At 67.2% G+C, this 19,945-nt stretch carries 22 protein-coding genes and 1 riboswitch; of the genes, 4 read left to right on the plus strand and 18 right to left on the minus strand.

Going from position 1 to position 19,945, the window contains the following annotated elements:
• Window positions 1-40 precede the first annotated feature (40 nt).
• Entirely contained in the window at window positions 41-1,324 is a 1,284-nt protein-coding gene (locus ACN9M2_RS15035; RefSeq protein WP_426285450.1) for a polyhydroxyalkanoate depolymerase, read from the plus strand.
• Window positions 1,325-1,382: 58 nt separating this feature from the next.
• Here ACN9M2_RS15035 and ACN9M2_RS15040 read toward each other — a convergent pair whose 3' ends face one another.
• Together ACN9M2_RS15040 and ACN9M2_RS15045 are read right to left on the minus strand one after the other, a co-directional pair.
• Window positions 1,383-2,486, minus strand: coding sequence for an SLC13 family permease (locus ACN9M2_RS15040; protein WP_426285451.1), 1,104 nt, complete (start codon window positions 2,484-2,486; stop codon window positions 1,383-1,385).
• A gap of 53 nt (window positions 2,487-2,539) precedes the next feature.
• Window positions 2,540-3,313: a DUF4097 family beta strand repeat-containing protein gene (locus tag ACN9M2_RS15045; RefSeq protein ID WP_426285452.1), complete on the minus strand. Its 774-nt coding sequence runs from the start codon at window positions 3,311-3,313 to the stop codon at window positions 2,540-2,542.
• A gap of 165 nt (window positions 3,314-3,478) precedes the next feature.
• Here ACN9M2_RS15045 and ACN9M2_RS15050 point away from each other — a divergent pair, with 165 nt between their 5' ends.
• Window positions 3,479-4,012 (plus strand): hypothetical protein, encoded by a 534-nt coding sequence (locus tag ACN9M2_RS15050; protein ID WP_426285453.1) that lies wholly within the window; start codon window positions 3,479-3,481, stop codon window positions 4,010-4,012.
• A gap of 254 nt (window positions 4,013-4,266) precedes the next feature.
• On the opposite strand, the gene mazG is transcribed toward ACN9M2_RS15050, so the two are convergent.
• The 5 genes from mazG to gspN are packed head-to-tail and all read right to left on the minus strand — an operon-like array spanning window position 4,267 to window position 7,982.
• Window positions 4,267-5,058 (minus strand): nucleoside triphosphate pyrophosphohydrolase, encoded by a 792-nt coding sequence (gene mazG / locus ACN9M2_RS15055; protein WP_426285454.1) that lies wholly within the window; start codon window positions 5,056-5,058, stop codon window positions 4,267-4,269.
• Window positions 5,055-5,873 carry a 3'(2'),5'-bisphosphate nucleotidase CysQ gene (cysQ, locus tag ACN9M2_RS15060; RefSeq protein WP_426285455.1) on the minus strand — a complete coding sequence of 273 codons (819 nt, stop codon included), beginning with the start codon at window positions 5,871-5,873 and terminating at the stop codon, window positions 5,055-5,057. Before cysQ ends, mazG begins: the two co-directional genes overlap by 4 nt.
• Window positions 5,870-6,427 carry an ADP compounds hydrolase NudE gene (gene nudE / locus ACN9M2_RS15065; RefSeq protein ID WP_426285456.1) on the minus strand — a complete coding sequence of 186 codons (558 nt, stop codon included), beginning with the start codon at window positions 6,425-6,427 and terminating at the stop codon, window positions 5,870-5,872. The genes cysQ and nudE overlap by 4 nt, the downstream gene beginning before the upstream one ends.
• Window positions 6,424-7,212 (minus strand): inositol monophosphatase family protein, encoded by a 789-nt coding sequence (locus ACN9M2_RS15070; RefSeq protein WP_426285457.1) that lies wholly within the window; start codon window positions 7,210-7,212, stop codon window positions 6,424-6,426. Before ACN9M2_RS15070 ends, nudE begins: the two co-directional genes overlap by 4 nt.
• Window positions 7,209-7,982, minus strand: a complete 774-nt coding sequence (gene gspN / locus ACN9M2_RS15075; RefSeq protein WP_426285458.1) for a type II secretion system protein N — start codon at window positions 7,980-7,982, stop codon at window positions 7,209-7,211. Before gspN ends, ACN9M2_RS15070 begins: the two co-directional genes overlap by 4 nt.
• Before the next feature lie 56 nt (window positions 7,983-8,038).
• Between gspN and ACN9M2_RS15080 the strand changes: the two genes are divergently transcribed.
• On the plus strand, window positions 8,039-9,409 hold the full coding sequence (locus tag ACN9M2_RS15080) for an adenosylmethionine--8-amino-7-oxononanoate transaminase (protein ID WP_426285459.1): 1,371 nt from the start codon (window positions 8,039-8,041) through the stop codon (window positions 9,407-9,409).
• Here the strand turns inward: ACN9M2_RS15080 and ACN9M2_RS15085 are convergent.
• Window positions 9,406-10,032, minus strand: coding sequence for a 2-hydroxychromene-2-carboxylate isomerase (locus ACN9M2_RS15085; RefSeq protein ID WP_426285460.1), 627 nt, complete (start codon window positions 10,030-10,032; stop codon window positions 9,406-9,408). The two genes, ACN9M2_RS15080 and ACN9M2_RS15085, sit on opposite strands and share 4 nt — an antisense overlap.
• 81 nt (window positions 10,033-10,113) lie before the next feature.
• On the opposite strand from ACN9M2_RS15085, the gene ACN9M2_RS15090 reads away from it, so the two are divergent.
• A complete protein-coding gene (locus ACN9M2_RS15090) occupies window positions 10,114-10,848 on the plus strand; it encodes a 16S rRNA (uracil(1498)-N(3))-methyltransferase (RefSeq protein WP_426285461.1) in 735 nt (244 codons plus the stop codon).
• A 127-nt stretch (window positions 10,849-10,975) separates the two neighbouring features.
• On the opposite strand, the gene ACN9M2_RS15095 is transcribed toward ACN9M2_RS15090, so the two are convergent.
• The 10 genes from ACN9M2_RS15095 to ribD form a co-directional block, all read right to left on the minus strand.
• Complete coding sequence (locus ACN9M2_RS15095; RefSeq protein WP_426285462.1) at window positions 10,976-11,944, minus strand: potassium channel beta subunit family protein; 969 nt, start codon at window positions 11,942-11,944, stop codon at window positions 10,976-10,978.
• A gap of 9 nt (window positions 11,945-11,953) precedes the next feature.
• Window positions 11,954-12,454 carry a phosphatidylglycerophosphatase A family protein gene (locus ACN9M2_RS15100; RefSeq protein WP_426285463.1) on the minus strand — a complete coding sequence of 167 codons (501 nt, stop codon included), beginning with the start codon at window positions 12,452-12,454 and terminating at the stop codon, window positions 11,954-11,956.
• The gene (gene thiL, locus ACN9M2_RS15105; protein WP_426285464.1) at window positions 12,451-13,404 is read right to left on the minus strand and encodes a thiamine-phosphate kinase; all 954 of its coding nucleotides are present in this window, start codon (window positions 13,402-13,404) and stop codon (window positions 12,451-12,453) included. The genes ACN9M2_RS15100 and thiL overlap by 4 nt, the downstream gene beginning before the upstream one ends.
• A gap of 46 nt (window positions 13,405-13,450) precedes the next feature.
• The gene (gene nusB / locus ACN9M2_RS15110; RefSeq protein ID WP_306849703.1) at window positions 13,451-13,900 is read right to left on the minus strand and encodes a transcription antitermination factor NusB; all 450 of its coding nucleotides are present in this window, start codon (window positions 13,898-13,900) and stop codon (window positions 13,451-13,453) included.
• Window positions 13,897-14,364, minus strand: a complete 468-nt coding sequence (gene ribH, locus ACN9M2_RS15115; protein ID WP_306849701.1) for a 6,7-dimethyl-8-ribityllumazine synthase — start codon at window positions 14,362-14,364, stop codon at window positions 13,897-13,899. The genes nusB and ribH overlap by 4 nt, the downstream gene beginning before the upstream one ends.
• Before the next feature lie 45 nt (window positions 14,365-14,409).
• Window positions 14,410-15,342, minus strand: coding sequence for a muramoyltetrapeptide carboxypeptidase (ldcA, locus tag ACN9M2_RS15120; RefSeq protein WP_426285465.1), 933 nt, complete (start codon window positions 15,340-15,342; stop codon window positions 14,410-14,412).
• A gap of 69 nt (window positions 15,343-15,411) precedes the next feature.
• Entirely contained in the window at window positions 15,412-16,503 is a 1,092-nt protein-coding gene (ribBA, locus tag ACN9M2_RS15125) for a bifunctional 3,4-dihydroxy-2-butanone-4-phosphate synthase/GTP cyclohydrolase II (RefSeq protein ID WP_426285466.1), read from the minus strand.
• A 13-nt stretch (window positions 16,504-16,516) separates the two neighbouring features.
• A complete protein-coding gene (locus tag ACN9M2_RS15130) occupies window positions 16,517-17,158 on the minus strand; it encodes a riboflavin synthase (RefSeq protein WP_426285467.1) in 642 nt (213 codons plus the stop codon).
• Window positions 17,159-17,282: 124 nt separating this feature from the next.
• Window positions 17,283-17,431: riboswitch (FMN riboswitch) on the minus strand.
• A gap of 407 nt (window positions 17,432-17,838) precedes the next feature.
• Entirely contained in the window at window positions 17,839-18,825 is a 987-nt protein-coding gene (locus tag ACN9M2_RS15135; RefSeq protein ID WP_426287935.1) for a Gfo/Idh/MocA family protein, read from the minus strand.
• Window positions 18,822-19,913, minus strand: a complete 1,092-nt coding sequence (ribD, locus tag ACN9M2_RS15140; RefSeq protein ID WP_426285468.1) for a bifunctional diaminohydroxyphosphoribosylaminopyrimidine deaminase/5-amino-6-(5-phosphoribosylamino)uracil reductase RibD — start codon at window positions 19,911-19,913, stop codon at window positions 18,822-18,824. The genes ACN9M2_RS15135 and ribD overlap by 4 nt, the downstream gene beginning before the upstream one ends.
• Window positions 19,914-19,945 lie beyond the last annotated feature (32 nt).

Here is a 19,945-nt window from a genome sequence, read left to right on the forward strand (position 1 = left end):
GTTATGATGCGCCACCTTCCCCGCCCCGGACGTAAGCTGCATGCTCTATCTCATGCACGAATGGCAACGCTCCATGCTCAGCCCCCTCTCCTACTGGGCCGAGGCGGGCGCGAAGATGTTCGGCGACATTGCCAGCCCGTTCGCCCGGGTGCCGGGCGCGGAGCGCGCCGCCGCCGGTTACGAACTCATGTACCGGCTGGGCAAGGCCTACGAAAAGCCTGAATTCGATATCCACAGCGTGCACGCCCACGGCCACGACGTCGCCATCGTCGAACAGGTCGCCATGGCCAAGCCGTTCTGTACCCTCAAGCGGTTCAAGCGCTTCTCCGACGACCAGGCCACCGTTGACAAGATGAAGAACGACCCGGCCGTCCTGGTCGTGGCGCCGCTGTCCGGACACCATTCCACGCTGCTGCGCGACACCGTCCGCACGCTGCTGCGCGACCACAAGGTGTACATCACCGACTGGGTCGACGCGCGCATGATCCCGCTCGACCAGGGTTCGTTCTCGCTGGCCGATTACGTGACGTACATCGAGGAATTCATCCGCCACGTCGGCGTGCATCGCGCGCACGTGGTCTCGGTCTGCCAGCCCACGGTGCCGGTGCTCGCGGCGGTATCGCTGATGGCCGCCCGTGGCGAAGCCACGCCGGCCACGCTCACCCTCATGGGCGGTCCGATCGACACGCGCAAGAGCCCCACCAGCGTCGACAACCTGGCCACCACGCGCCCGCTGTCGTGGTTCCGCAACCAGCTGATCCACAAGGTGCCCTACCAGTACCCGGGCGCGGGCCGCGAGGTCTATCCGGGCTTCCTGCAGCACGCGGGGTTCATCGCGATGAATCCGAGCCGCCACGTGATGTCGCACTGGGACTTCTACGAGAACCTGCGCAAGGGCGACCTCGACGACGCCGACCAGCATCGCAAGTTCTATGACGAGTACAACGCGGTGCTCGACATGCCGGCCGAGTACTACCTCGACACGATCGAAACCGTGTTCCAGGAACACCGCCTGCCCAAGGGCACCTGGGAAGTGCACGGCGAGCGGGTGCAGCCGGCCAAGATCAAGGACACCGCGCTGCTGACCATCGAAGGCGAGCTCGACGACATCTCCGGCCTTGGCCAGACCGAAGCGGCGCACGGACTGTGCAAAGGCATCGCGAAGAAACGCCGCAAGCACCTCATCATCGAAGGCGCTGGCCACTACGGCATCTTCAGCGGCCGCCGCTGGCGCGACGTGGTCTATCCGGATGTCCGCGATTTCATCAAGGCCTTCGACCGCGGAAACAGCAACACCGGCGCCCAGGGCACCCGCAAGGCCTGACGGCCAGGCCTGGTGGGAGCCGACCCTGGGTCGGCTCCCACCAGGCAAAAGCCCGCCGCTAGAGGAGGGCCCAGCCCAGTAGCCCGATCACCACGAAGAACGGCACCGACCACACGTGGAAGGTAGCCCACGCCTTGCGTTCGCCCAGCAGCCGCAGCGCGATCAGGTTCGCCAATGAACCCAGGACGAAGCCGAACCCGCCGACGTTCACGCCGAAGGCGATCGTGCGCCAGTCGTGCGAATACTCAGCCAGCAGGATCGCCGCGGGAACGTTGCTCACCACCTGCGAGGCCAGTGCCCCGGTGATGTACAGATGCGGCGCGTGCTCCAGGCCCAGGCCCGCCACGAACGAGCGGACCGCGTCGAGCCCCGCCAGCATGCGCAAGTCGATGAACATCAGCACGAAGGTCAGCAACAACCCCCAGTCGATGCTGGCGACGACGCGCCGGCGCAACGCGAGGAAGATCGCCACGACGCCGAGCAGTCCCCAGCCAACGTACTGCAGGTCGGCCAGTACGATGAAGGGCACGTAGAGCAACGCCGCCACGCCGAGCATCGTGCGATCGACGGGCTCCCCGCCACGCTCATGCACTTCCAGCGGCATGGCGGGAAACGCAAGCGCGGTCAGCGCGAGCAACAGGGTCAGGGCAATCGCGACCAGCGGCAGCATTTCCCAGACGAAGCCACCGAAACCGTTGTTCCACTGCTGCCAGAGGAACAGGTTCTGCGGATTGCCGATCGGCGTAAGCATCGAGCCCGCATTCACCGCCAGGGCTTCGAAAACCACCAGGCGCGTCGCCGGCATCCGTGCGATCCGGCACATGCTCAGGGTCAAGGGCACCATCACGAAAAGCGACACGTCGTTGGTCAGGAGCATCGACAGCACGGCCGTGGCCGCGACGAGACCGAGCGCCGCCACGCGCCGCGTCGAGGTGCGATCGATCAGCCAGCGTCCCGCCATGTCGAGGGCGCCACTGGATTCCACGCCCTTGGTAAGGATCAACAGGCCCGTGAGCGCGGCTATGGTGGGCCAGTCGACCAGGGAGGGCCAAGCGGCGATGCGCGAAGGCCATGCGATCGCGAGGGCGACCGACACGGCCAGCAATACGAGGAAGAACACGTCGCGGCGCAGCGCGCGCAACGAAGGAGGTAGCCACGTCATGAAAGGAAAGATCCCGCCGCCAAGGACGGGATCATATCGGCTTCCAGCGTGGATCAGCGATTCTTGTCCGGAACGTCGACGTGGCCGGTGACGCCATGGTGGTCGACATCGCCACTGCCCTGCGTACGCACCCTCAGATCACCGCGAACGCCATCGACATTGAGGTCGCCCGAACCGATGGTCCCGACGTCCACGTTGCCGCCGATATCACTGAGCTTCGCATCGCCCGAGCCTACCGTGCCGATACGGACGCCACCGTTCACGTGCTTCGCCTCGAAATCGCCGGAGCCGACGGTGTCGACCTCGATGGGCCCGGTGTTATCGAGCTTCACCTCGCCCGAGCCCACCGTGGTCCGCACCGGCCCCTTGATGTCGCTCGCTTCCAGCTCACCCGAGCCCGACGAACTGTCGAGGGAGGCGACGCCGCGCACCTTCGCTTCGCCCGAACCCACGTTGACCATCACCGGAATGTTCGACGGCACGCTGGCCTCGACCTTCAGGTCGCTGTAGTGACTGCCGAAACCGGACCAGCCACTGTTGCGGTTGGTCTTCAGTTCGACCAGGAGGGTGTCACCGTCCCGTTCCTGCGTGACGACGAGGTTGTCGACGGTTTCCTGGTCGGAGGCGCAGGCCTTGCCGCGCACCGTTCCCTTGCCCGCCGGCGCGCCGCCGGAAAGATGCAGTTCATAGGCATGGACGGAGAAGCGGACGGCGCGAACGCCCGAGAGATCGAGGTCGAGATTGCGGTCCGCGTGGAACTTGCACTGGTCGTCGGCCATGGCGATGGCAGGAACGAGCAGCAACGAGGCGAGAAGCAGGTGACGCATGGAAATCCCCTCCAGTGGATGCGGTGTGCCGGTGATGGATGCCAGCCACACGCAAAAGGTTGTAACCGCGATTTCACACGAATCTGAGCGGCAGGCAACAAGCCCGTCAACCGCCGGCGAGGCGGCACGTTTTTCCCCGTGCAAGTCCAACCGGGAGATCACCCTATGCAACGCAAGACCCTTATCGCCAGTGCCGCTTCCCTTCTCCTTGCCGGTTCGGCCGCCTTCGCGTTCGCGCAGGATGCCGCCCCCAAGGCGCCGACCGCTCCGGCGGCTCACGCCAGCCAGCCGGCCGGCCCCCAGCAGGGACCGAAATGGGACCGCGATGGCGACCGTGGCCACGGTCGCGGCGAGCATGGCGGCTGGGGCCGTCACGGTGGCGGCATGGCCCGCTCCGGCGTCATCGGCGACCTTCGCGCGCTCGAACGCCTGTACATCGTGTCCGGCCGCAGCAAGGAACTGCCGGCGCTCTACAACGATGTGCTGGCCAAGTCGCAGAACCCGATGGTCCGCGATTACGTGTACCGCCACCTGGCACGCGCACAGATGCAGCCGCAGAATCCGGACGCCGCCATCGCCACGATGCGCAAGAGCCTCGACGAGAACCTCGCCCAGGATCAGAAGCGTCACCAGGAGATGGAGCAGTTCAAGGCGCGCATGGCGCAGCGAACGGCCGATAAATCGGCTGCTTCGAAGTGAAGTGAAGGGAGACGGGGCCGTGAGGCCCCGTTTCTTTTGGAGCGTTGGGGCGAGCACCCATCGCCGACAGGGTCGGCTCCCACCCATCGACCATGGGACTCACTGTTTTTTTTCTTGTAGGAGCCGCTTCAGCGGCGATGGGTGCTTGCCTCACCCGGGCCCGCTGCCGCGGGATCGCCGATAAATCGGCTCCCACAAGGCTGGCCATGCAATGACTACCTGGGTGGGAGCCGACCCTGTCGGCGATTTTGCGATCAGCCCGCCTCGCGCTTCACCCGGCGCCAGAGCATCTCCTGCTCCTGCAATGAATACGACGCCAGCTCACGTCCTTCCATCGCGGCAAGCGCCTCCATCGCGCGGAAACGCCGCTCGAACTTGGCGTTCGCACCACGCAACGCGCGCGACACGTCGACCTTCGCGTGCCGCGCCAGGTTCGCCGCGACGAACAACACATCGCCGATTTCATCGGCCAGGCGTTCCTCGTCGGCGCCGTTCTCGAATTCGTGGCGGACTTCCTCGATCTCTTCCTCGATCTTGTCGAGCACCGGCCGATGGTCCGGCCAGTCGAAGCCGACGTTCGCCGCGCGTTTCTGCAGCTTCACCGCGCGCTGCCATTCCGGCAACCCGCGTGAAATACCGGCAAGCGCGCTGGTATCGTCGGCGCCCCTGGCCGCGCGCTCCTCCGCCTTCAGGCGATCCCAGTCGCGTGAGCGCGCATGGTCGCTGGCATGCGTGACGTCGCCGAACACATGCGGATGACGGCGCTGCATCTTGTCGCAGATCGCCTGGACGACATCGCCGAAGGCGAAATGCCCCGCTTCTTCCGCCATGCGCGCGTGGAACACGACCTGCAGAAGCAAGTCGCCCAATTCGTCGCGCAGGTCGTGCATGTCCTCGCGATCGATCGCATCGGCCACCTCGTACGCTTCCTCGATCGTGTATGGCGCGATCGTGGCGAAGCTCTGCTTCACGTCCCAGGGGCAACCGTTCTCCGGATCGCGCAGGCGCGCCATGATGGCGATGAGGTCGTCCACCGGACGCGTCATGCGACGTCCTCCGGATCGACCAGCCGCGCCGCCCAATCGACCGAGGTATCGCCGCAGGCGATGAATTCGGGATTGATGAGTGAATCGCGCGTGTTGTAGCGAAACGGACGGCCGGCCAGGTCGAGCACGGCGCCGCCGGCCTCCTCGAGCACGCATTGCGCCGCGGCGGTGTCCCATTCGGAGGTGGCACCCAGGCGCAGGTAGATGTCCGCGTCACCCCGCGCGATCACGCAGAACTTGAGCGAGGAGCCGAGCACGAAGGTCTCGTGATCGCCGAGGCGTTGGAGCAGCGCGAGGCTGCGGCCACCCGCGTGCGAGCGGCTGCCGGTGACCCTCAGCAGGCCGTCGGCGCGGCGCGCGCGTATGCGTTCGCGCGGCCCGTCGATCGTGGGCTGCCGCCAGGCGCCTTCACCGCGAGCGGCGGCATAGAGGTCGCCCGTCACCGGGACGAGCACCACGCCGAGCACGGTGCGGTGGTCTTCGATGAGTGCGATGTTCACCGTGAATTCGCCGTTGCGCTTCACGAATTCGCGCGTGCCATCGAGCGGGTCGACCAGCCAATAGCGTCGCCAGGTACGCCGTTCCGCCCAGGGCGCGGCGAGCGCCTCCTCGGAAATCACCGGTACACCGGGAGCCAGCCGATGCAGGCCTTCCTCGATGACGCGCTGGGCGGCGAGGTCGGCGGCGGTCACGGGTGAATCGTCGTCCTTGCAGATGACTTCGAAATCCTGCGCATACACCGCGAGGATCGCCTCGGCGGCCTGTCGCGCGATGGCGCAGACCGGATCGAGCCACGCTGCCGGCGATACGCTCATGCGGGACGGTACCGCCCGGCCAGGTATTCGCGGGCCATGAACAGCGCGGCGATCGAGCGGCCTTCGGTCACGTCGTCGCGCGCGAGCAGCTCGTGCAGCTTGTCCATCCGCCAGGGCACCACTTCCAGTTCCTCGGGCTCGTCGCCTTGCAGGCGCTCGGGGTAGAGATCTTCCGCGAGGACGACGTGCGCGAGGTGGGTCATGTACGAGGGCGACAGCGACAACGTGCCGAGGATCTTCAGCTTGCGCGCCCCGTAGCCGACTTCTTCCTTCAGTTCGCGATTCGCGCCCTGCTCCGTCGTCTCGTCACCGTCCAGGCGACCCTTCGGCACGCCCAGTTCGTAGCGGTCCACGCCAACGCCGTACTCACGCACGAGCAGCACCGTTTCCGGATCGCGCATCGCGACGATCAGTACGGCGCCGAAGCCGCTGCCTTTCAGGCGCTGGTACGTGCGCCTTTCACCGTTGGAGAACTCGAGGTCGACCTCTTCCGCGCGGCGGAGGGGACTGTCGGGCGCATCGCGCGTCGCGAGGATCGTCGGGCGTTTGTTCATCGGCCGATTGTAGCGCCGGTGAGTCGCGCCAGCGCCTCGGCGTGGATGGCCGGCGTGCCTGCCAGGACGCTGCGCGTGTCCAGGCCGGGCGCGGCGCCGTCCAGGTCGGTGAACACGCCGCCGGCCTCGCGGACGATCACCGCCAGGGCGGCGATGTCGAGGATGTTCAGGTCGGATTCGATCACGAGGTCGAGACCGCCGCGGGCCAGCAGGTGGTAATGACAGAAATCGCCATAGCCACGGATGCGGTTGCTGTCGCGGATCATCGCGCCCAAGACATCCCAGCGTGCATCCATCGTGAGGGTCTTCACGTTGCCGGTGGAGATCGATGCCTCGCGCATCGTCGCCGTCGACGCCACGCGCACGGGGTCGCCGTCGAGGAAGGCGCCACGTCCGCGCACGGCCCACATGCGCTCGCCGTAGATGGGCGCGGAGGAGACACCCAGCACCAACTCGCCACGATGCATCAGGGCGATCTGCGTGGAAAAGAACGGCGTGCGACGGACGAAGCTCTTCGTTCCGTCAAGGGGGTCCACCAGCCACAGGTACTCGCGCGAGGTGTCGTCCGCACCGTACTCCTCGCCATAGATACCGGCTTCCGGCAGGGCTTTCGCGAGGATCGCGCGGATCGCCATCTCCGCTTCGCGGTCCGCGACGGTGACCGGCGTGTCGTCGCCCTTCACGATCACGTCCACGCCGGCACGCCAGTAATGCTGGATGATCTCGGCGGCCGCTCCGGCGGCGTCGCGCGCGGCGGCAAGCGCCTTGTCGAGAGTGTCTGTCATGGTGTGATCGAGGGCGCCAGCCCCGCCTTGCGTTGGAGGTTGACGGAACCGTCGCGGCCCAACGGGCCGAAACGTGCGATGAGATGCGACAACGCGCTGTCGGCGATGCGGGGAACCAGCTTGCCTTCCATGCGCCAGCCCAGCGGCGTGGCGGCCAGCGCCGCGTTCACCGCCAGCGAGCCCGAACCGTCGTCGGCGAGCGTGGCGCGAAGCACGCCGCCCTGACTCGATGCTCGCAGCTCGATATCGCCGAGGGTGACATAACCTTCCGGTGTGCGCACGGCCGCCTTCCGCCATGCGATGTCGGCATCGAGGGCCACGGGCCAGTTGCCTTGAAGTTCGGCACGTGGCACGTGCCCTTCCACCATGCCCACCGGTACCAGCCCGGGCGGAAGGGCCGGTCCGGCCAAGGCGCCGGCATCCATCCGGAAGTCGACTCCGCTCCAGGTCGCGTTGTCGCGGCCGGTGCTTTCCAGATGACCGGTGAAACGCCCGGCGCCGCCGTCCAGGCGGATATCCAGGTGGGTGCGTCCGAGGATCGCGTCCCGCCCGAGCCGCCAGGTGGCGACGCCGAGTTCGCGGCCGTCGGGCATCGCCACGCGCCCCGCGCGGCCATTCCACAGGGTGCCCGAGAGTTGGTCGAGTACCACGCCATGGACCCGCCGCGTCGCGAACGGCACGGCCACGCTCGCCGGCAGGAACCAGTATGAGAGCCCCGCGGCCACAGCCAGCAAGGCGACGAGCAAGGCCGTCCAACGCAACCACTTCAAACCATCACCTCACCTCTCGACTTGAGGACCGGGGGGTACGGGGCGATGATGGGCGGATGACCGACGCCCTTTTCGCTTCCCCGGCCGCCGACACGCTCGTCGCCCGCGACCTTTCCGTCCTCTGGCACCCGTGCACCCAGATGCACGACCACGAAACCCTGCCCATGGTACCCGTGGTGCGCGGCGAAGGGGCGTGGCTGGTCGGCGCGGACGGCAAGCGCTACCTCGACGCCGTCAGTTCCTGGTGGACGAACCTGTTCGGCCACGCGGAGCCGCGTATCGCCGGGGCATTGAAAGACCAGCTCGACCGCCTGGAGCACGTCATCTTCGCCGGCTTCACCCATGAGCCCGCGCTGGAACTGGCCGAGGAACTGGTGCGGATCACTCCGGCGGGGCTGGAGCGCGTCTTCCTCGCCGACAACGGGTCGGCCGCCATCGAGGTGGCGCTGAAGATGAGCTTCCACTACTGGCTCAATCGCGGCCACGGCGAGAAGACCCGCTTCATCGCCCTCACCGGCAGCTATCACGGCGAGACCCTGGGCGCGCTTTCCGTCAGCGACGTGGCGCTTTATCGCAAGACCTACGCACCCCTGCTGCTGACGCCCGAACTCGCGCCCTCGCCGGACACCTACGAAGGCGAACCCGGCGAGACGGCGAAGGACATCGCCACGCGCCGCCTGGGCGAGATGCGCCGCTTGCTCGAACGCCACGCGCATGAAACCTGCGCCGTCATCGTGGAACCGCTGGTGCAGTGCGCCGGCGGCATGCGCATGTACGACGCTTCGTACCTCACGGGCCTGCGCGCGCTGTGCGACGAATTCGACGTGCACCTCATCGCCGACGAGATCGCCGTCGGCTTCGGCCGGACGGGAACCTTGTTCGCCTGCGAGCAGGCCGGTGTCTCGCCGGACTTCATGTGCCTGTCGAAGGGACTTACCGGAGGCTTCCTTCCGCTTTCCGCCGTGCTCACCACCAACGAGGTCTACCAGGCCTTCTATGCCGAGTACGCCGCCGGGAAGGCCTTCCTGCATTCGCACAGCTACACCGGCAACCCGCTCGCCTGCCGCGCGGCCACCGCCACGCTGAAGATCTTCCGCGACGATCCCGTGCTCGAACGCAACCGCATCCTGGCCACGCACATGGCTTCGCGCATCGCACCGCTGGCCGATCATCCGCACGTGGCGGACGTGCGCCAGACCGGCATGATCGCCGCGATCGAACTGGTCGCCGACAAGGCCACGCGCAGGCCCTTCGCCGCCGCCGAGCGCCGGGGTCTTCGCGTATATCGCCACGGCCTCGAGCACGGCGCGCTGCTGCGGCCGCTGGGCAACGTCGTGTACTTCATGCCGCCCTACGTGGTCAGCGAGGCGGAGATCGATTTCATGGTCGACACGGCGATCGCGGGCATCGCGAAAGCGGTGGCCTAGACGCGCGACAAGCCCACCGGCAAATGGCCCAGGCGGTTCATCTCGCCGTCCGCGAACAGGTCCGGATGGGCGAGGTAGTCCATCGCGAACGCATGGGCGTCCGCACCCCAGAACAGTTCGTCGCCGATGGCGAGCGTGGGCACCCCGAACACCTGCTGCCGCATCGCCTCTTCGAAGTTGGCCTGCAGCCGGGCCTTCACCTCGGGTGCGGCGAGCGCGGCGCGTACGTCGGCTATCCCGAGCGACGCCGCCAGCGGTTCGAGTGCCTCGGCCGTATCGGCCGGACGTCCGTGCGCCCATATCCATTCGAAGATGGCGCCTACCGCCTCCACGCTGGTCCCCGCCGCGATGCACAGGCGCAAGGCCGGTAGCGGATTGAACGGATGCGTGGGCGGGAAGCGCAGCGGGACGCCCGCTTGCCGCGCACGCCACTGCGCGTAGCGGTAGGTGAATTCGCGCTTGCGTGGAATCTCCGCCGGACCACGCTGGCCCATTTCCTTGAGCAGCGCACCGAACAGGATCGGCCGCAGGGACACCTCGCGCCGTTCCGCGAGTTCGCGGATCGACTGCCATTGCAGCCAGGAGAACATCGAGACGAAATCGAAGTACCAAGCGATCGGCATGGGTGGCTCCCGGAACACCCCATGGACGATAGCGGGCCGTGCGGCTGGCTACAATGCACATTCCGTGACACGAGACACATCATGCGCACCATACGCATCCACGTCGACCTTGCCCTGGCCGCCGGCCGGGAGATCACCCTCCCCGCCCAGGCGGGAGAGCACGTGGCCCGCGTGTTGCGACTGGACGTGGGCGCCCCCGTGGTGCTGTTCTCCGGCGACGATGGCATGGAGTACGACGCCACCCTCGTCGGCGTGGGCAAACGCGAGGTGGTCGCGTCGGTCGGCCCCGGCCGTATCGTCGCCAACGAGTCCCCTCTGGCGCTCACGCTCGCCCAGGGCGTCGCCCGCGGCGAAAAGATGGATTTCATCGTGCAGAAAGCGACCGAGCTCGGCATCGCCCGCATCGTGCCCATCCTCACCGAACGATCGGAGGTGAAGCTCGATCCGGCGCGCGCGGAAAAACGCCTCGTCCATTGGCGCGCGGTGGCCGCCAGCGCGTGCGAGCAATCCGGCCGGGCGCGCGTGCCCACGATCGATGCGGCGTTGCCGCTATCGGCATGGCTCGCCACACTAGGCAGCGGCGGCCCGATGCGCCTGGCCCTGCTCCCGGAAGGCAGCAAGCGTCCGAACGAGCTTGCCCTCACTGATGCGGCGATCCTCGCCATCGGTCCGGAAGGCGGCTTCGGCGAACGCGATCGCGCGGCACTGACTGCGAACGGCTTCATGGGATTGAAGCTGGGTCCGCGCATTCTGCGAACCGAAACAGCCGGGCTAGCCGCCATCGCTTCGTTACAGGCGCTGTACGGCGACGTCTAGAAACGCTGCCGTTGTGGGAGCCGCTTCAGCGGCGATGCGTGCTCGCGGCGAGATTGCCCGCTGCCGCGGGATCGCCGCTGAAGCGGCTCCCACAGGGCTGTGGTGCAGCGGCAGCGGTGGTCCGGGATTACGCCAGGGCCGTTTCGATCCGACGCATGACCGAGTCATCGAGGAGTGCCACGGCACCCAGGGCCTTGAGGTTTTCTTCCAGCTGCGAGGTCTTGCTCGCACCGAGGATCACCGTCGAGACGTGCGGATTCTTCAGGCACCAGGCCAGCGCGAAGCGTGCAAGCGGAAGGCCCAGGTCGGCCGCGATCGGCGCGAGCGCGCGTACGGTCTTCAGGCGCGCGCCGTCGTCTTCCAGCAAGGCTTCGCGCAACCAGCCATTGTCGGGATGGCCGAGCCGCGAATCGTCCGGCACGCCATCGTTGTACTTGCCAGTGAGCAGACCCGAGGCCAACGGCGACCATATGGTGGTGCCCATGCCGTAGCGTTCGTACAGCGGCGCATATTCCCGCTCGAATCGTTTACGGTGCAGCAGGTTGTACTGCGGTTGCTCCATCGACGGCGCGACGAGGTTCCGCTCGCGTGCCACGCGGTGCGCTTCCTCGATCGCGGCCGCCGGCCACTCGCTGGTACCCCAATACATCACCTTGCCCTGGCGAATCAGGGTGTCCATCGCCAGGACCGTCTCTTCCACCGGGGTATCCGGGTCGGCACGGTGACAGAAGTACATGTCGAGGTAATCGACGCGCAGGCGCTCGAGGGCCTGGTGGCAGGCATCGAACACATGCTTGCGCGAGAGCCCGCGCTGGGTCGGTTTCGGTTGCTCGCTCGCACCGAAGTACACCTTGCTCGACACGGTGTACGCATCGCGCGGCAGGCGCAGGTCGGCGATGACGTCGCCCATCAGGCGTTCGGCTTCGCCGGCGTTGTACGTTTCCGCGTTGTCGAAGAAATTGACGCCATGGTCATACGCCAGCGCGATGAGTTCGCGCGCCTGCGAGCGGCCGACCTGCCGGCCGAAGGTCACCCAGGCACCGTAGGAAAGTGCGGAGACCTTGAGGCCGGTAGAACCGAGGCGGCGGTATTCCATGGCGAATTCCTAACGGGTGAAATGGAGGATCGCGAACAACACGATGGCGGCAACGATACCCGCGATCACGTCATCCAGCATGACGCCGAGCCCCCCTTTCACACGCCGGTCGAACCAGGCGATCGGCCACGGCTTCCACACGTCGAATACGCGGAACAGGACGAAGCCCACCGCCACCGCCCACCATGGCGCGAACAGCGCCGGCAGCAAGGCGATCCATTGGCCGACGAATTCATCCCAGACCAGGCTGCGATGATCGGCCACGCCGAGGAGGCGGCCGGCGACATCGCAAGCCCATACGCCGATGCCGAAGGCCACCGCGATGATGGCGATCCAGGCGGATAACGGCAGGTCGCGCAGAAGCAACCATGGAAGGATCGCCGCCAGGGAACCGAACGTCCCCTGCGCCTTCGGTGTCAGGCCGGAGCCGAAACCGCAGGCGATCCATCCTGCCGGTGAAGCGAGCAGGCGGCGTCGATCGGCGGGATCGAGGACATACTTCGTGCTCATGCGGCGAAATGGTTCCAGCCGATGCGCGATGGCTCATGCACGCCGCCGCGCTCGTCGAGCACGCGCACGCCGCTGCCTTCCACGACGCGGCCGATCCGCGTGGCACCGCAGCCGAGGCGCGCCATCGTGCTCGACAGTTCGCCCGCGCGATCGGCCGGCACGGTGAAGCAGAGTTCGTAATCGTCGCCACCGCCGAGCGCGAAATCCAGCGCGTCGGCTTCCGCGAAATGGGTGAGCAACGCCGACGAGCGCGGCAACAACGGGGCCTCGATGTCGATACCCACGCCGCTGGCCGTACAGATATGGCCCAGGTCGGCGACGAGTCCATCGGAGATATCGATGCAGGCGGTAGCGATACCGCGCAGCGCCTGCCCGGCCGAAACGCGTGGCGTCGGCCGGTTGAGCCGATCGACCAGGACGGCATAGGGCGAGGCGTCCGCCTCGGCAAGGCAACGCAGGCCGGCGGCCGCATCGCCCAGCGTACCGGTGACCATGACCACGTCGCCCACGCGTGCGCCCGAACGAAGCAAGGCCCCGCCCGGCGTCGTGAAACCATGCACGGCAACCGTCACGGTCAGGGGACCGCGCGTGGTGTCGCCGCCAATGAGAGCGAGCCGGTACGGCGTGGCCAGTTCGGCGAAACCGCTGGCCAGGCCATCGAAGAAGGTCTCGTCGCCCCCGGGCGTCGTAAGCGCCAGCAAGGCCCACGCTGGCGTGGCGCCCATGGCGGCGAGATCGGAAAGATTCACCGCCAGCGCCTTCCAGCCGATGTCGGCCGCAGACGTGCCAGGCGGGAAATGCACCCCTTCGACGAGGGTGTCGACGGCGATGGCCAGCTCGCGGCCGGTGGGCACCGCGACGACGGCGGCATCGTCACCGATGCCTTCGATCACGTCGTCGCGATGGACTTCCGTATGCCGGCGGATACGTTCGATCAGGTCGAATTCCATGCGTTTCCCTTGGGGAAGAAAGCGCGCGGGAATCGCGGCGCCTGGATCAGGATCGCTTTTCGGCGGTACGCCAATGCGTCGCGAGTTTGTCTAGCACGCCGTTCACATAGCTGTGGCCATGGTCGGCGCCGAAACGCTTAGTGGCCTCCACCGCCTCGTTGATGACGACGCGATAGGGTACGTCCGGGCGGTACTTCAGTTCGTAGGCACCCATGCGCAGCGCCGCACGCTCGATCGGATCGATCTGCGCGACCTCGCGATCGACGAAGGGCTTGATGCCGTCGTCGAGCTCCTTCACGTGCTGCTCCACGCCGCGCAGGATGTCCTCGAAGTATTCGAGGTCGGCCACTTCCATGTCCTGCTCGTGGCGGAACTGCTCGATGACGCTGGCCATCTTGCTGCCACCGACCTGCCAGGCATAAAGCGCCTGGAGGGCGCGGCGGCGGGCGCGCGAGCGCGCGGCCAGATCGATGCCATGCGGAGGGTTGCTGCTCATTTCCCGAGCTTCGTGTAGAGGTTGACCATCTCGATGGCGACCATGGCCGCGTCGGCGCCCTTGTTGCCCGCCTTGGTGCCGGCCCGCTCGATGGCCTGCTCGATGCTGTCGGTGGTCAACACGCCAAAGCACACGGGCACGCCCGAGGCATAGGCGGCCTGGCCGAGGCCCTTGGCGGCTTCGCCGGCGACGTAGTCGAAGTGCGGCGTGGAGCCCCGGATCACCGCGCCCAGGCCGAGCACGGCGGCGTAGTTGCCCGAACCGGCGACCTTGTAGGCGGCCTGCGCGATTTCCCATGCGCCGGGTACGCGGATCAGGTCGATGGCGTCGTCTTTCACGCCGTGGCGGACCAGCGTGTCACGCGCGCCCTGGACGAGCGGCTCCACGACGAATGCGTTGAAGCGGCCGGCCACGATGGCGAAACGGCCCTTGGGAGTGGCGAAATCGCCTTCGATGATCTTCATGCAAGGTAATCCTGTGGCGAATCGGCCGCCGCGCGACCGGACATTTTACGGGGTTTTCGGCCTGGGGTGGCCGGTGAAATCGAGCGTGGCGCGTCCGGCGGCGACGGCGAGGCGGCCCGGCGCCCCGAACGGCAACGTGAGTTTGGCCGGCCCATGGCCGAACGGCAGCCCTCGGACCACAGGGATGCCCGCCACCGCGGCGATGCGTTCCAGCGCCACGTCGAGGTCGTAACCGTTGTCGTATTCGGAAACGCGGTAGCTGGTGAAGTCGCCCACCAGCAAGGCCTTTTGCGCGCCCAGCACGCCGGCATGGAGCAAGTGGTAGAGCATGCGTTCCACCCGGTACGGAGGCTCGGCCACGTCCTCGACGAAGAGCAGGCCGCCCTCGATCGCCGGAAAGTAGGGCGAACCGGCCAGGCCGGCGAGCATGGCCAGGTTACCGCCCCATAGCGTGCCGCTGGCGGTCGTGTCCTCGGTCAGCGGGGCGACCCATTCGGCATGGACCTCGTCGCTGGCCAGCGTGTGCCAGAAATGGTCCCAGGTGAGGGCATCGAGTTCGCTCGCGCCGAAATCCGCCCCGAGCATGGGCCCGCCGAGGGTGACGACGCCGCTTTTCGCATACAGGGCGCACTGCAGGGCGGTGAAATCACTGTGCCCGACCAGGGCGATGGGTGCACCGCGCAGCCGGGCGCCGATGCCTTCGTAGTCGAGCATCGGCAACAGCGGATGGGCTCCGTAGCCGCCACGGATCGCCAGGCCGATGTCCGGCAGCGGGCGGGCCGGATCGGCGAACGCATCCAGGTCGGCCGCACGCTCGGCATCGGTACCGGCGAAACGCAGGTCGCGCCGCGCCAGGACTTCCTTGCCCGTGACCCGGTGACCCGCCGCTTCGAGGCGGGCGACGCCGCGTCGCATGGCGTCTGGATTGTGTGGATAGCCGGAGGGGGCGATCAGGCGGATGTCATAGCTGGGCGGCATGCGAGGCGTCGTCGGGGAAAGGGCTAGCAATAAGCGGTGAGGCGTCGTTTCGCAACCCGAGGCCTCGCCTCAGCCCGCCTGCTCGACGACTTCCAGGCCGAAACCCGCGATGCCGACGAACTTGCGCGGCGTGCCCATCACACGCAGGCGGGTCACCCCGAGCTCGGCGAGGATCTGTGCGCCCAGGCCCAGCTGACGCCATTCCTGGTCGTCCTTCGGCGGCGGCATCGGTGCATGGTCGCGCTTGAGCCGCGCCAGCAACGCCTCGGGGGTATCCTCGCCGGAAAGCACCAGCAAGACGCCGCGCCGCTCCGCGTCGATGCGGCGCAACGCGTCGGTCACGGTCTGGCCGAGGTCGTCGCGCTTCAGGTGCAGCACATCGGACAGCGTGTTCCGCACGTGCACGCGCGTCAGTACCGGCTCGCCGTCGGCCACGTCGCCGCGGACCAGGGCGAAATGCAGTCCATGGCGGATCTGGTCACGAAAGGCGACCAGGCGGAATGCGCCGAACTCCGTCTCCACGTCTTCCTCATGGACACGCTCGACCGTCTTCTCCGTCTCCAGGCGATAGCGGATCAGGTCGGCGATGGTGCCGATCTTCAGCCCGTGCTTCGCGGCGAACACTTCGAGTTCGGGGCGGCGGGCCATCGAGCCGTCGTCGTGCAGGATCTCGATCAGGACGGAAGTGGGTTCGAGGCCGGCCAGCGCCGCGAGGTCGCAGCCGGCTTCGGTGTGCCCCGCGCGGGTCAGCACGCCGCCCGGCTGCGCGGTCAGCGGAAAGATGTGTCCGGGCATGGTGATGTCGGCGGGCTTGGCCTCCTTCGCCACCGCCACCTGGATGGTGCGCGCGCGGTCGTGCGCCGAGATGCCGGTGGTGACACCTTCGGCTGCCTCGATCGAGACGGTGAAATTGGTGTGGTATGGCGAACTGTTGTCGCTGACCATCGGTCTGAGGCCAAGCTGGCGCGTGCGCTGTTCGGTGAGGGTGAGGCAGAGCAGGCCACGGGCCTCGCGGACCATGAAGTTGACGTCTTCCGGCCGCACCTTCTCGGCGGCCATCACGATGTCGCCTTCGTTCTCGCGATCCTCGTCGTCGAGGATCACGACCATGCGGCCATTGCGCAGGTCCTCGAGGATCTCAGGGATGGTGTTGAATGACATGTCGCGGGTTTCCTCAGGCGAAGCCATGCTGCTTCAGGAAGGCCTCGTCGAGGCGCGGACTGTCGCCGCTGGAAAGCAGGCGTTCGACATACCGGGCGACCACGTCCACCTCGATGTTCACGGGATCGCCGGGACGCCGCGCCGAGAATGCCGTATGTGCCACCGTATGGGGGATAAGGTTGACCCCGAAGCGGTTGCCGGTGACTTCGTTCACGGTGAGGCTCGTGCCGTCGATGCACACCGAGCCCTTGTGGGCGATGTAGCGCGCCAGGTCGGTGGGAACCTCGAACGCCCAGCGCTGTGATCGCCCGTCGGGCAGCACCGACACCACCTTGCCCGTGCCATCGACATGGCCGGAGACGAGGTGGCCGCCGAGACGGTCGGCCAGGCGAAGCGCCTTCTCCAGGTTCACCGGATCGCCGGCCTTGTGCTTGCCGAGCGTGGTGTGGGAAAGGGTTTCGTTGGAGACGTCGGCGGCGAAGCTGGCCGCGTCGAAATCGATCACGGTGAGGCAGACACCGGAAACGGCGATGCTGTCGCCGAGGGCGACGTCGGCCATGTCGAGTCCGGATGCATCCACTGTGAGACGGACGTCACCGCCACGCGGTTCCAGCCGTGCGATACGGCCGACGGCCTGGATGATGCCAGTGAACATGTCAGTGGCCTCCCTGGAAGGAGGCGACGGGGCGAAGCTGGGTTTTCATGAAACGTTTCCCGCGGTGGTGAGCGAAAAACGCCCCAAGGCGCATGGCGGCACGCGCTCGTCAAGGAGCGCACGACGCCGTCTTCTTTCATCCGGACTGTGACCGTCGGCTCCGGCATCGGACCGGATCTGCTGACCTCCCGGCGGACCGGAAGCGCTCGCGGGCTCGTTTCCTCGCGGAAACCTACCGCCGGTGGGGAGTTTCGCCCCGCCCTGAAGACGCTGTGGAGGCTGCTGTCCCAAGGGACCTCAGCCGGCGCAGGATAACATGGGGCCGCACGGTCCAATGACAACTCGATAGCGGCGACTTCGCTGTTGTGGAAGCCACTTCAGCGGCGATGGGTGCTTGCCATGACCCTGCCCGCTGCCGCGGGATCGCCGGCAAAGCCGGCTCCCACAGGGTCCAGTCCCACCCGGTCTACTCATCAACCTTGCTGGTCTACTCATCAACCTTGCTGGTCTACTCATCAACCTTGCCGGTCTACTCAACCTCGATAGCGGCGAGTTTCGCTGTTGTGGGAGCCGCTTCAGCGGCGATGGGTGCTTGCCATAATCTGGCCCGCTGCCGCGGGATCGCCGGCAAGGTGGGCTCCCACCAAGCAGGTTCCTTCAGGGATCGGCTCCCACAGGAATCAGCCCCGCAGCACCTGGTCCATCACCCAGCTGGTGCGCGCACCGGTGCGGGCTGTCGACGGACACGTGCCCCGCCCTGTCAGCTCCGCCACGATGCTCTCGATCAGCGGTTGCTGGATGTGTTCGGGATTGGCGACGCGGATGTCCTCGATACGCCCGCCGGACTCGAGCCGGATCGGGTCGTCGCCAAAGGTGGCGAAGATGAGCCGGCCGCGGTCGCCGACGATCTCCACGCGATCCTCGCGCCGATCGGCGCCGAAGTTCCACAGGCCGGTACCGAGCACGCCGCTGTCGAAGCGGAACGCCATCGCCACGGTATCTTCGGCCGGATAGACGTCCATCTGGTTGGACGTCATGCCACGCGCGTCGACGATGGGACCGAGCAGGAAATCGAGGATATCCAGCGTGTGGCAACCGATATCGACGAAGATGCCGCCGCCCGAGATCTCCGGGCGCAACCGCCACGGCAGATTGGCCCGATCGCGGTAACGTGCATCGAGCGGCTGGTGGAGCAGGACCTGGACGATGCGTGGCGTGCCGATGGCGCCTTCGCCGAGCAGGCGGGCGATGGTGCGGAAGCGCGGAAGCATGCGACGGTAATACGCCACGAACACCGGCACGCCGGCGGCTTCGCCCGCCGCGATGATGTCCTCGCACTCCGCGTGGTCCACGGCCATCGGCTTCTCGACGTACACCGGCTTGCCGGCCGCGATCGCCATCAAGGCGTACTCGCGGTGACTGGAAGGCGGCGTGGCGACATAGACCGCATCGACCTCCGCATCCGCGATCAAGGCGCGCGCATCGTCGTACCAGCGCGGCACGCCATGCCGTTCCGCGTAATCACGCGCCTTGCCGGCATCGCGACGCATGACGGCCACCAGCGACGAATCCGGCACCTTCGAAAATGCGGGACCGCTTTTCACCTCGGTGACGGCGCCGCAACCGACGATGCCCCAGCGAACGTGCGTCAGCGGCGCCACGGCTATCGGCCCACCTCGGCGGACCCTCGCTGGACGGTGGGGCGCAGCAGAAGACGGGTGTCGTCGCCGACCTGGCGGCGGTCGACGGCGTCGAGCTTCCAGCGCGAGGCCATGTCGTCCAGCGGAGGCAGGGTCAGCATCGGTCGTGCCGTATGGCCGAGCAGGACGGGCGCGATATAGACCAGCAGTTCGTCAGCGAGCCCGGCCGCGAGCAGTGCACCGCACAACGCCGGTCCGGCTTCCACGTGCACTTCGTTGACATCGCGCTGGGCGAGCCAATGGAGCGCGGCACGCAGGTCCAGGCCGCCGCCATCGTCCTCGCGGATGACGGCACGCTGGACACCGGCAAGATGCACGGGCACGAAGGCGTTTTCCGCGTGGAACAGCACCGTCGGTGCCGCTTCGTCGAGCACATGGGCGTGCGCCGGCGTGCGCAGCCGCGTGTCGAGGATCGCGCGCAGTGGCGGCACGAAACGTTCGTCGCCGGGCAGGCGTACGGTGAGGTGGGGGTCGTCGGCGAGCACCGTGCCGCTGGCGGAGAGGATCGCCGAGGCACGGGCACGCCAGCGCTGTACATCGGCTCGCGCGGCCTCACCCGTGATCCACTTCGACGAACCGTCGGCGAGCGCGGTGCGACCGTCGAGGCTCATCGCCAATTTGACGCGCACCCAGGGCCGTCCGCGCTGGATGCGACTGAAGAAGCCGATGTTGAGCTCGTGCGCTGCGTCGCACATGAGGCCTACCTGCACGCCGATTCCGGCGGCGCGGAGCTTCTCGATGCCGGCCCCAGCGACCTTGTCGAAGGGATCCTCGTGCGCGATCACCACCCGGCCGATGCCCGCGGCGATCAAGGCATCGGCGCACGGAGGCGTGCGTCCGAAGTGCGCGCAAGGTTCAAGGGTGACGTAGGCGGTGGCGCCGCGCGCGGCTTCACCCGCTTCGCGCAACGCGAACACCTCCGCGTGCGGCTCGCCGGCCCGCTGGTGCCATCCGGTACCGAGTACCGTCTCGCCGCGCGCGATGACACAGCCGACCCGGGGATTGGGCTGGGTGGTATGCAATCCGCATTCGGCCAGACGCAGGGCATGGGCCATGTGGACATGGTCCATGGCCGGAAAGAACGGCC

The organism is Luteibacter sp. E-22, from assembly GCF_049913125.1.
In the GTDB taxonomy this organism is placed as follows: domain Bacteria; phylum Pseudomonadota; class Gammaproteobacteria; order Xanthomonadales; family Rhodanobacteraceae; genus Luteibacter.

What these genes read in the sequence shown, in the direction of transcription:
- ACN9M2_RS15040 (WP_426285451.1), bottom strand. Translation starts at nt 2,486, where the DNA reads ATGACGTGGCTACCTCCTTCGTTGCGCGCGCTGCGCCGCGACGTGTTC.
- thiL (WP_426285464.1), bottom strand. Translation starts at nt 13,404, where the DNA reads ATGGAATTCGACCTGATCGAACGTATCCGCCGGCATACGGAAGTCCAT.
- mazG (WP_426285454.1), bottom strand. Translation starts at nt 5,058, where the DNA reads ATGACGCGTCCGGTGGACGACCTCATCGCCATCATGGCGCGCCTGCGC.
- cysQ (WP_426285455.1), bottom strand. Translation starts at nt 5,873, where the DNA reads ATGAGCGTATCGCCGGCAGCGTGGCTCGATCCGGTCTGCGCCATCGCG.
- ACN9M2_RS15085 (WP_426285460.1), bottom strand. Translation starts at nt 10,032, where the DNA reads ATGCCGATCGCTTGGTACTTCGATTTCGTCTCGATGTTCTCCTGGCTG.
- nusB (WP_306849703.1), bottom strand. Translation starts at nt 13,900, where the DNA reads ATGAGCAGCAACCCTCCGCATGGCATCGATCTGGCCGCGCGCTCGCGC.
- ACN9M2_RS15035 (WP_426285450.1), top strand. Translation starts at nt 41, where the DNA reads ATGCTCTATCTCATGCACGAATGGCAACGCTCCATGCTCAGCCCCCTC.
- ldcA (WP_426285465.1), bottom strand. Translation starts at nt 15,342, where the DNA reads ATGCCGCCCAGCTATGACATCCGCCTGATCGCCCCCTCCGGCTATCCA.
- ACN9M2_RS15070 (WP_426285457.1), bottom strand. Translation starts at nt 7,212, where the DNA reads ATGACAGACACTCTCGACAAGGCGCTTGCCGCCGCGCGCGACGCCGCC.
- ribBA (WP_426285466.1), bottom strand. Translation starts at nt 16,503, where the DNA reads ATGTCATTCAACACCATCCCTGAGATCCTCGAGGACCTGCGCAATGGC.
- ACN9M2_RS15095 (WP_426285462.1), bottom strand. Translation starts at nt 11,944, where the DNA reads ATGGAATACCGCCGCCTCGGTTCTACCGGCCTCAAGGTCTCCGCACTT.
- nudE (WP_426285456.1), bottom strand. Translation starts at nt 6,427, where the DNA reads ATGAACAAACGCCCGACGATCCTCGCGACGCGCGATGCGCCCGACAGT.
- ribH (WP_306849701.1), bottom strand. Translation starts at nt 14,364, where the DNA reads ATGAAGATCATCGAAGGCGATTTCGCCACTCCCAAGGGCCGTTTCGCC.
- ribD (WP_426285468.1), bottom strand. Translation starts at nt 19,913, where the DNA reads ATGGCCCATGCCCTGCGTCTGGCCGAATGCGGATTGCATACCACCCAG.
- ACN9M2_RS15080 (WP_426285459.1), top strand. Translation starts at nt 8,039, where the DNA reads ATGACCGACGCCCTTTTCGCTTCCCCGGCCGCCGACACGCTCGTCGCC.
- ACN9M2_RS15100 (WP_426285463.1), bottom strand. Translation starts at nt 12,454, where the DNA reads ATGAGCACGAAGTATGTCCTCGATCCCGCCGATCGACGCCGCCTGCTC.
- ACN9M2_RS15090 (WP_426285461.1), top strand. Translation starts at nt 10,114, where the DNA reads ATGCGCACCATACGCATCCACGTCGACCTTGCCCTGGCCGCCGGCCGG.
- ACN9M2_RS15045 (WP_426285452.1), bottom strand. Translation starts at nt 3,313, where the DNA reads ATGCGTCACCTGCTTCTCGCCTCGTTGCTGCTCGTTCCTGCCATCGCC.
- ACN9M2_RS15130 (WP_426285467.1), bottom strand. Translation starts at nt 17,158, where the DNA reads ATGTTCACTGGCATCATCCAGGCCGTCGGCCGTATCGCACGGCTGGAA.
- ACN9M2_RS15050 (WP_426285453.1), top strand. Translation starts at nt 3,479, where the DNA reads ATGCAACGCAAGACCCTTATCGCCAGTGCCGCTTCCCTTCTCCTTGCC.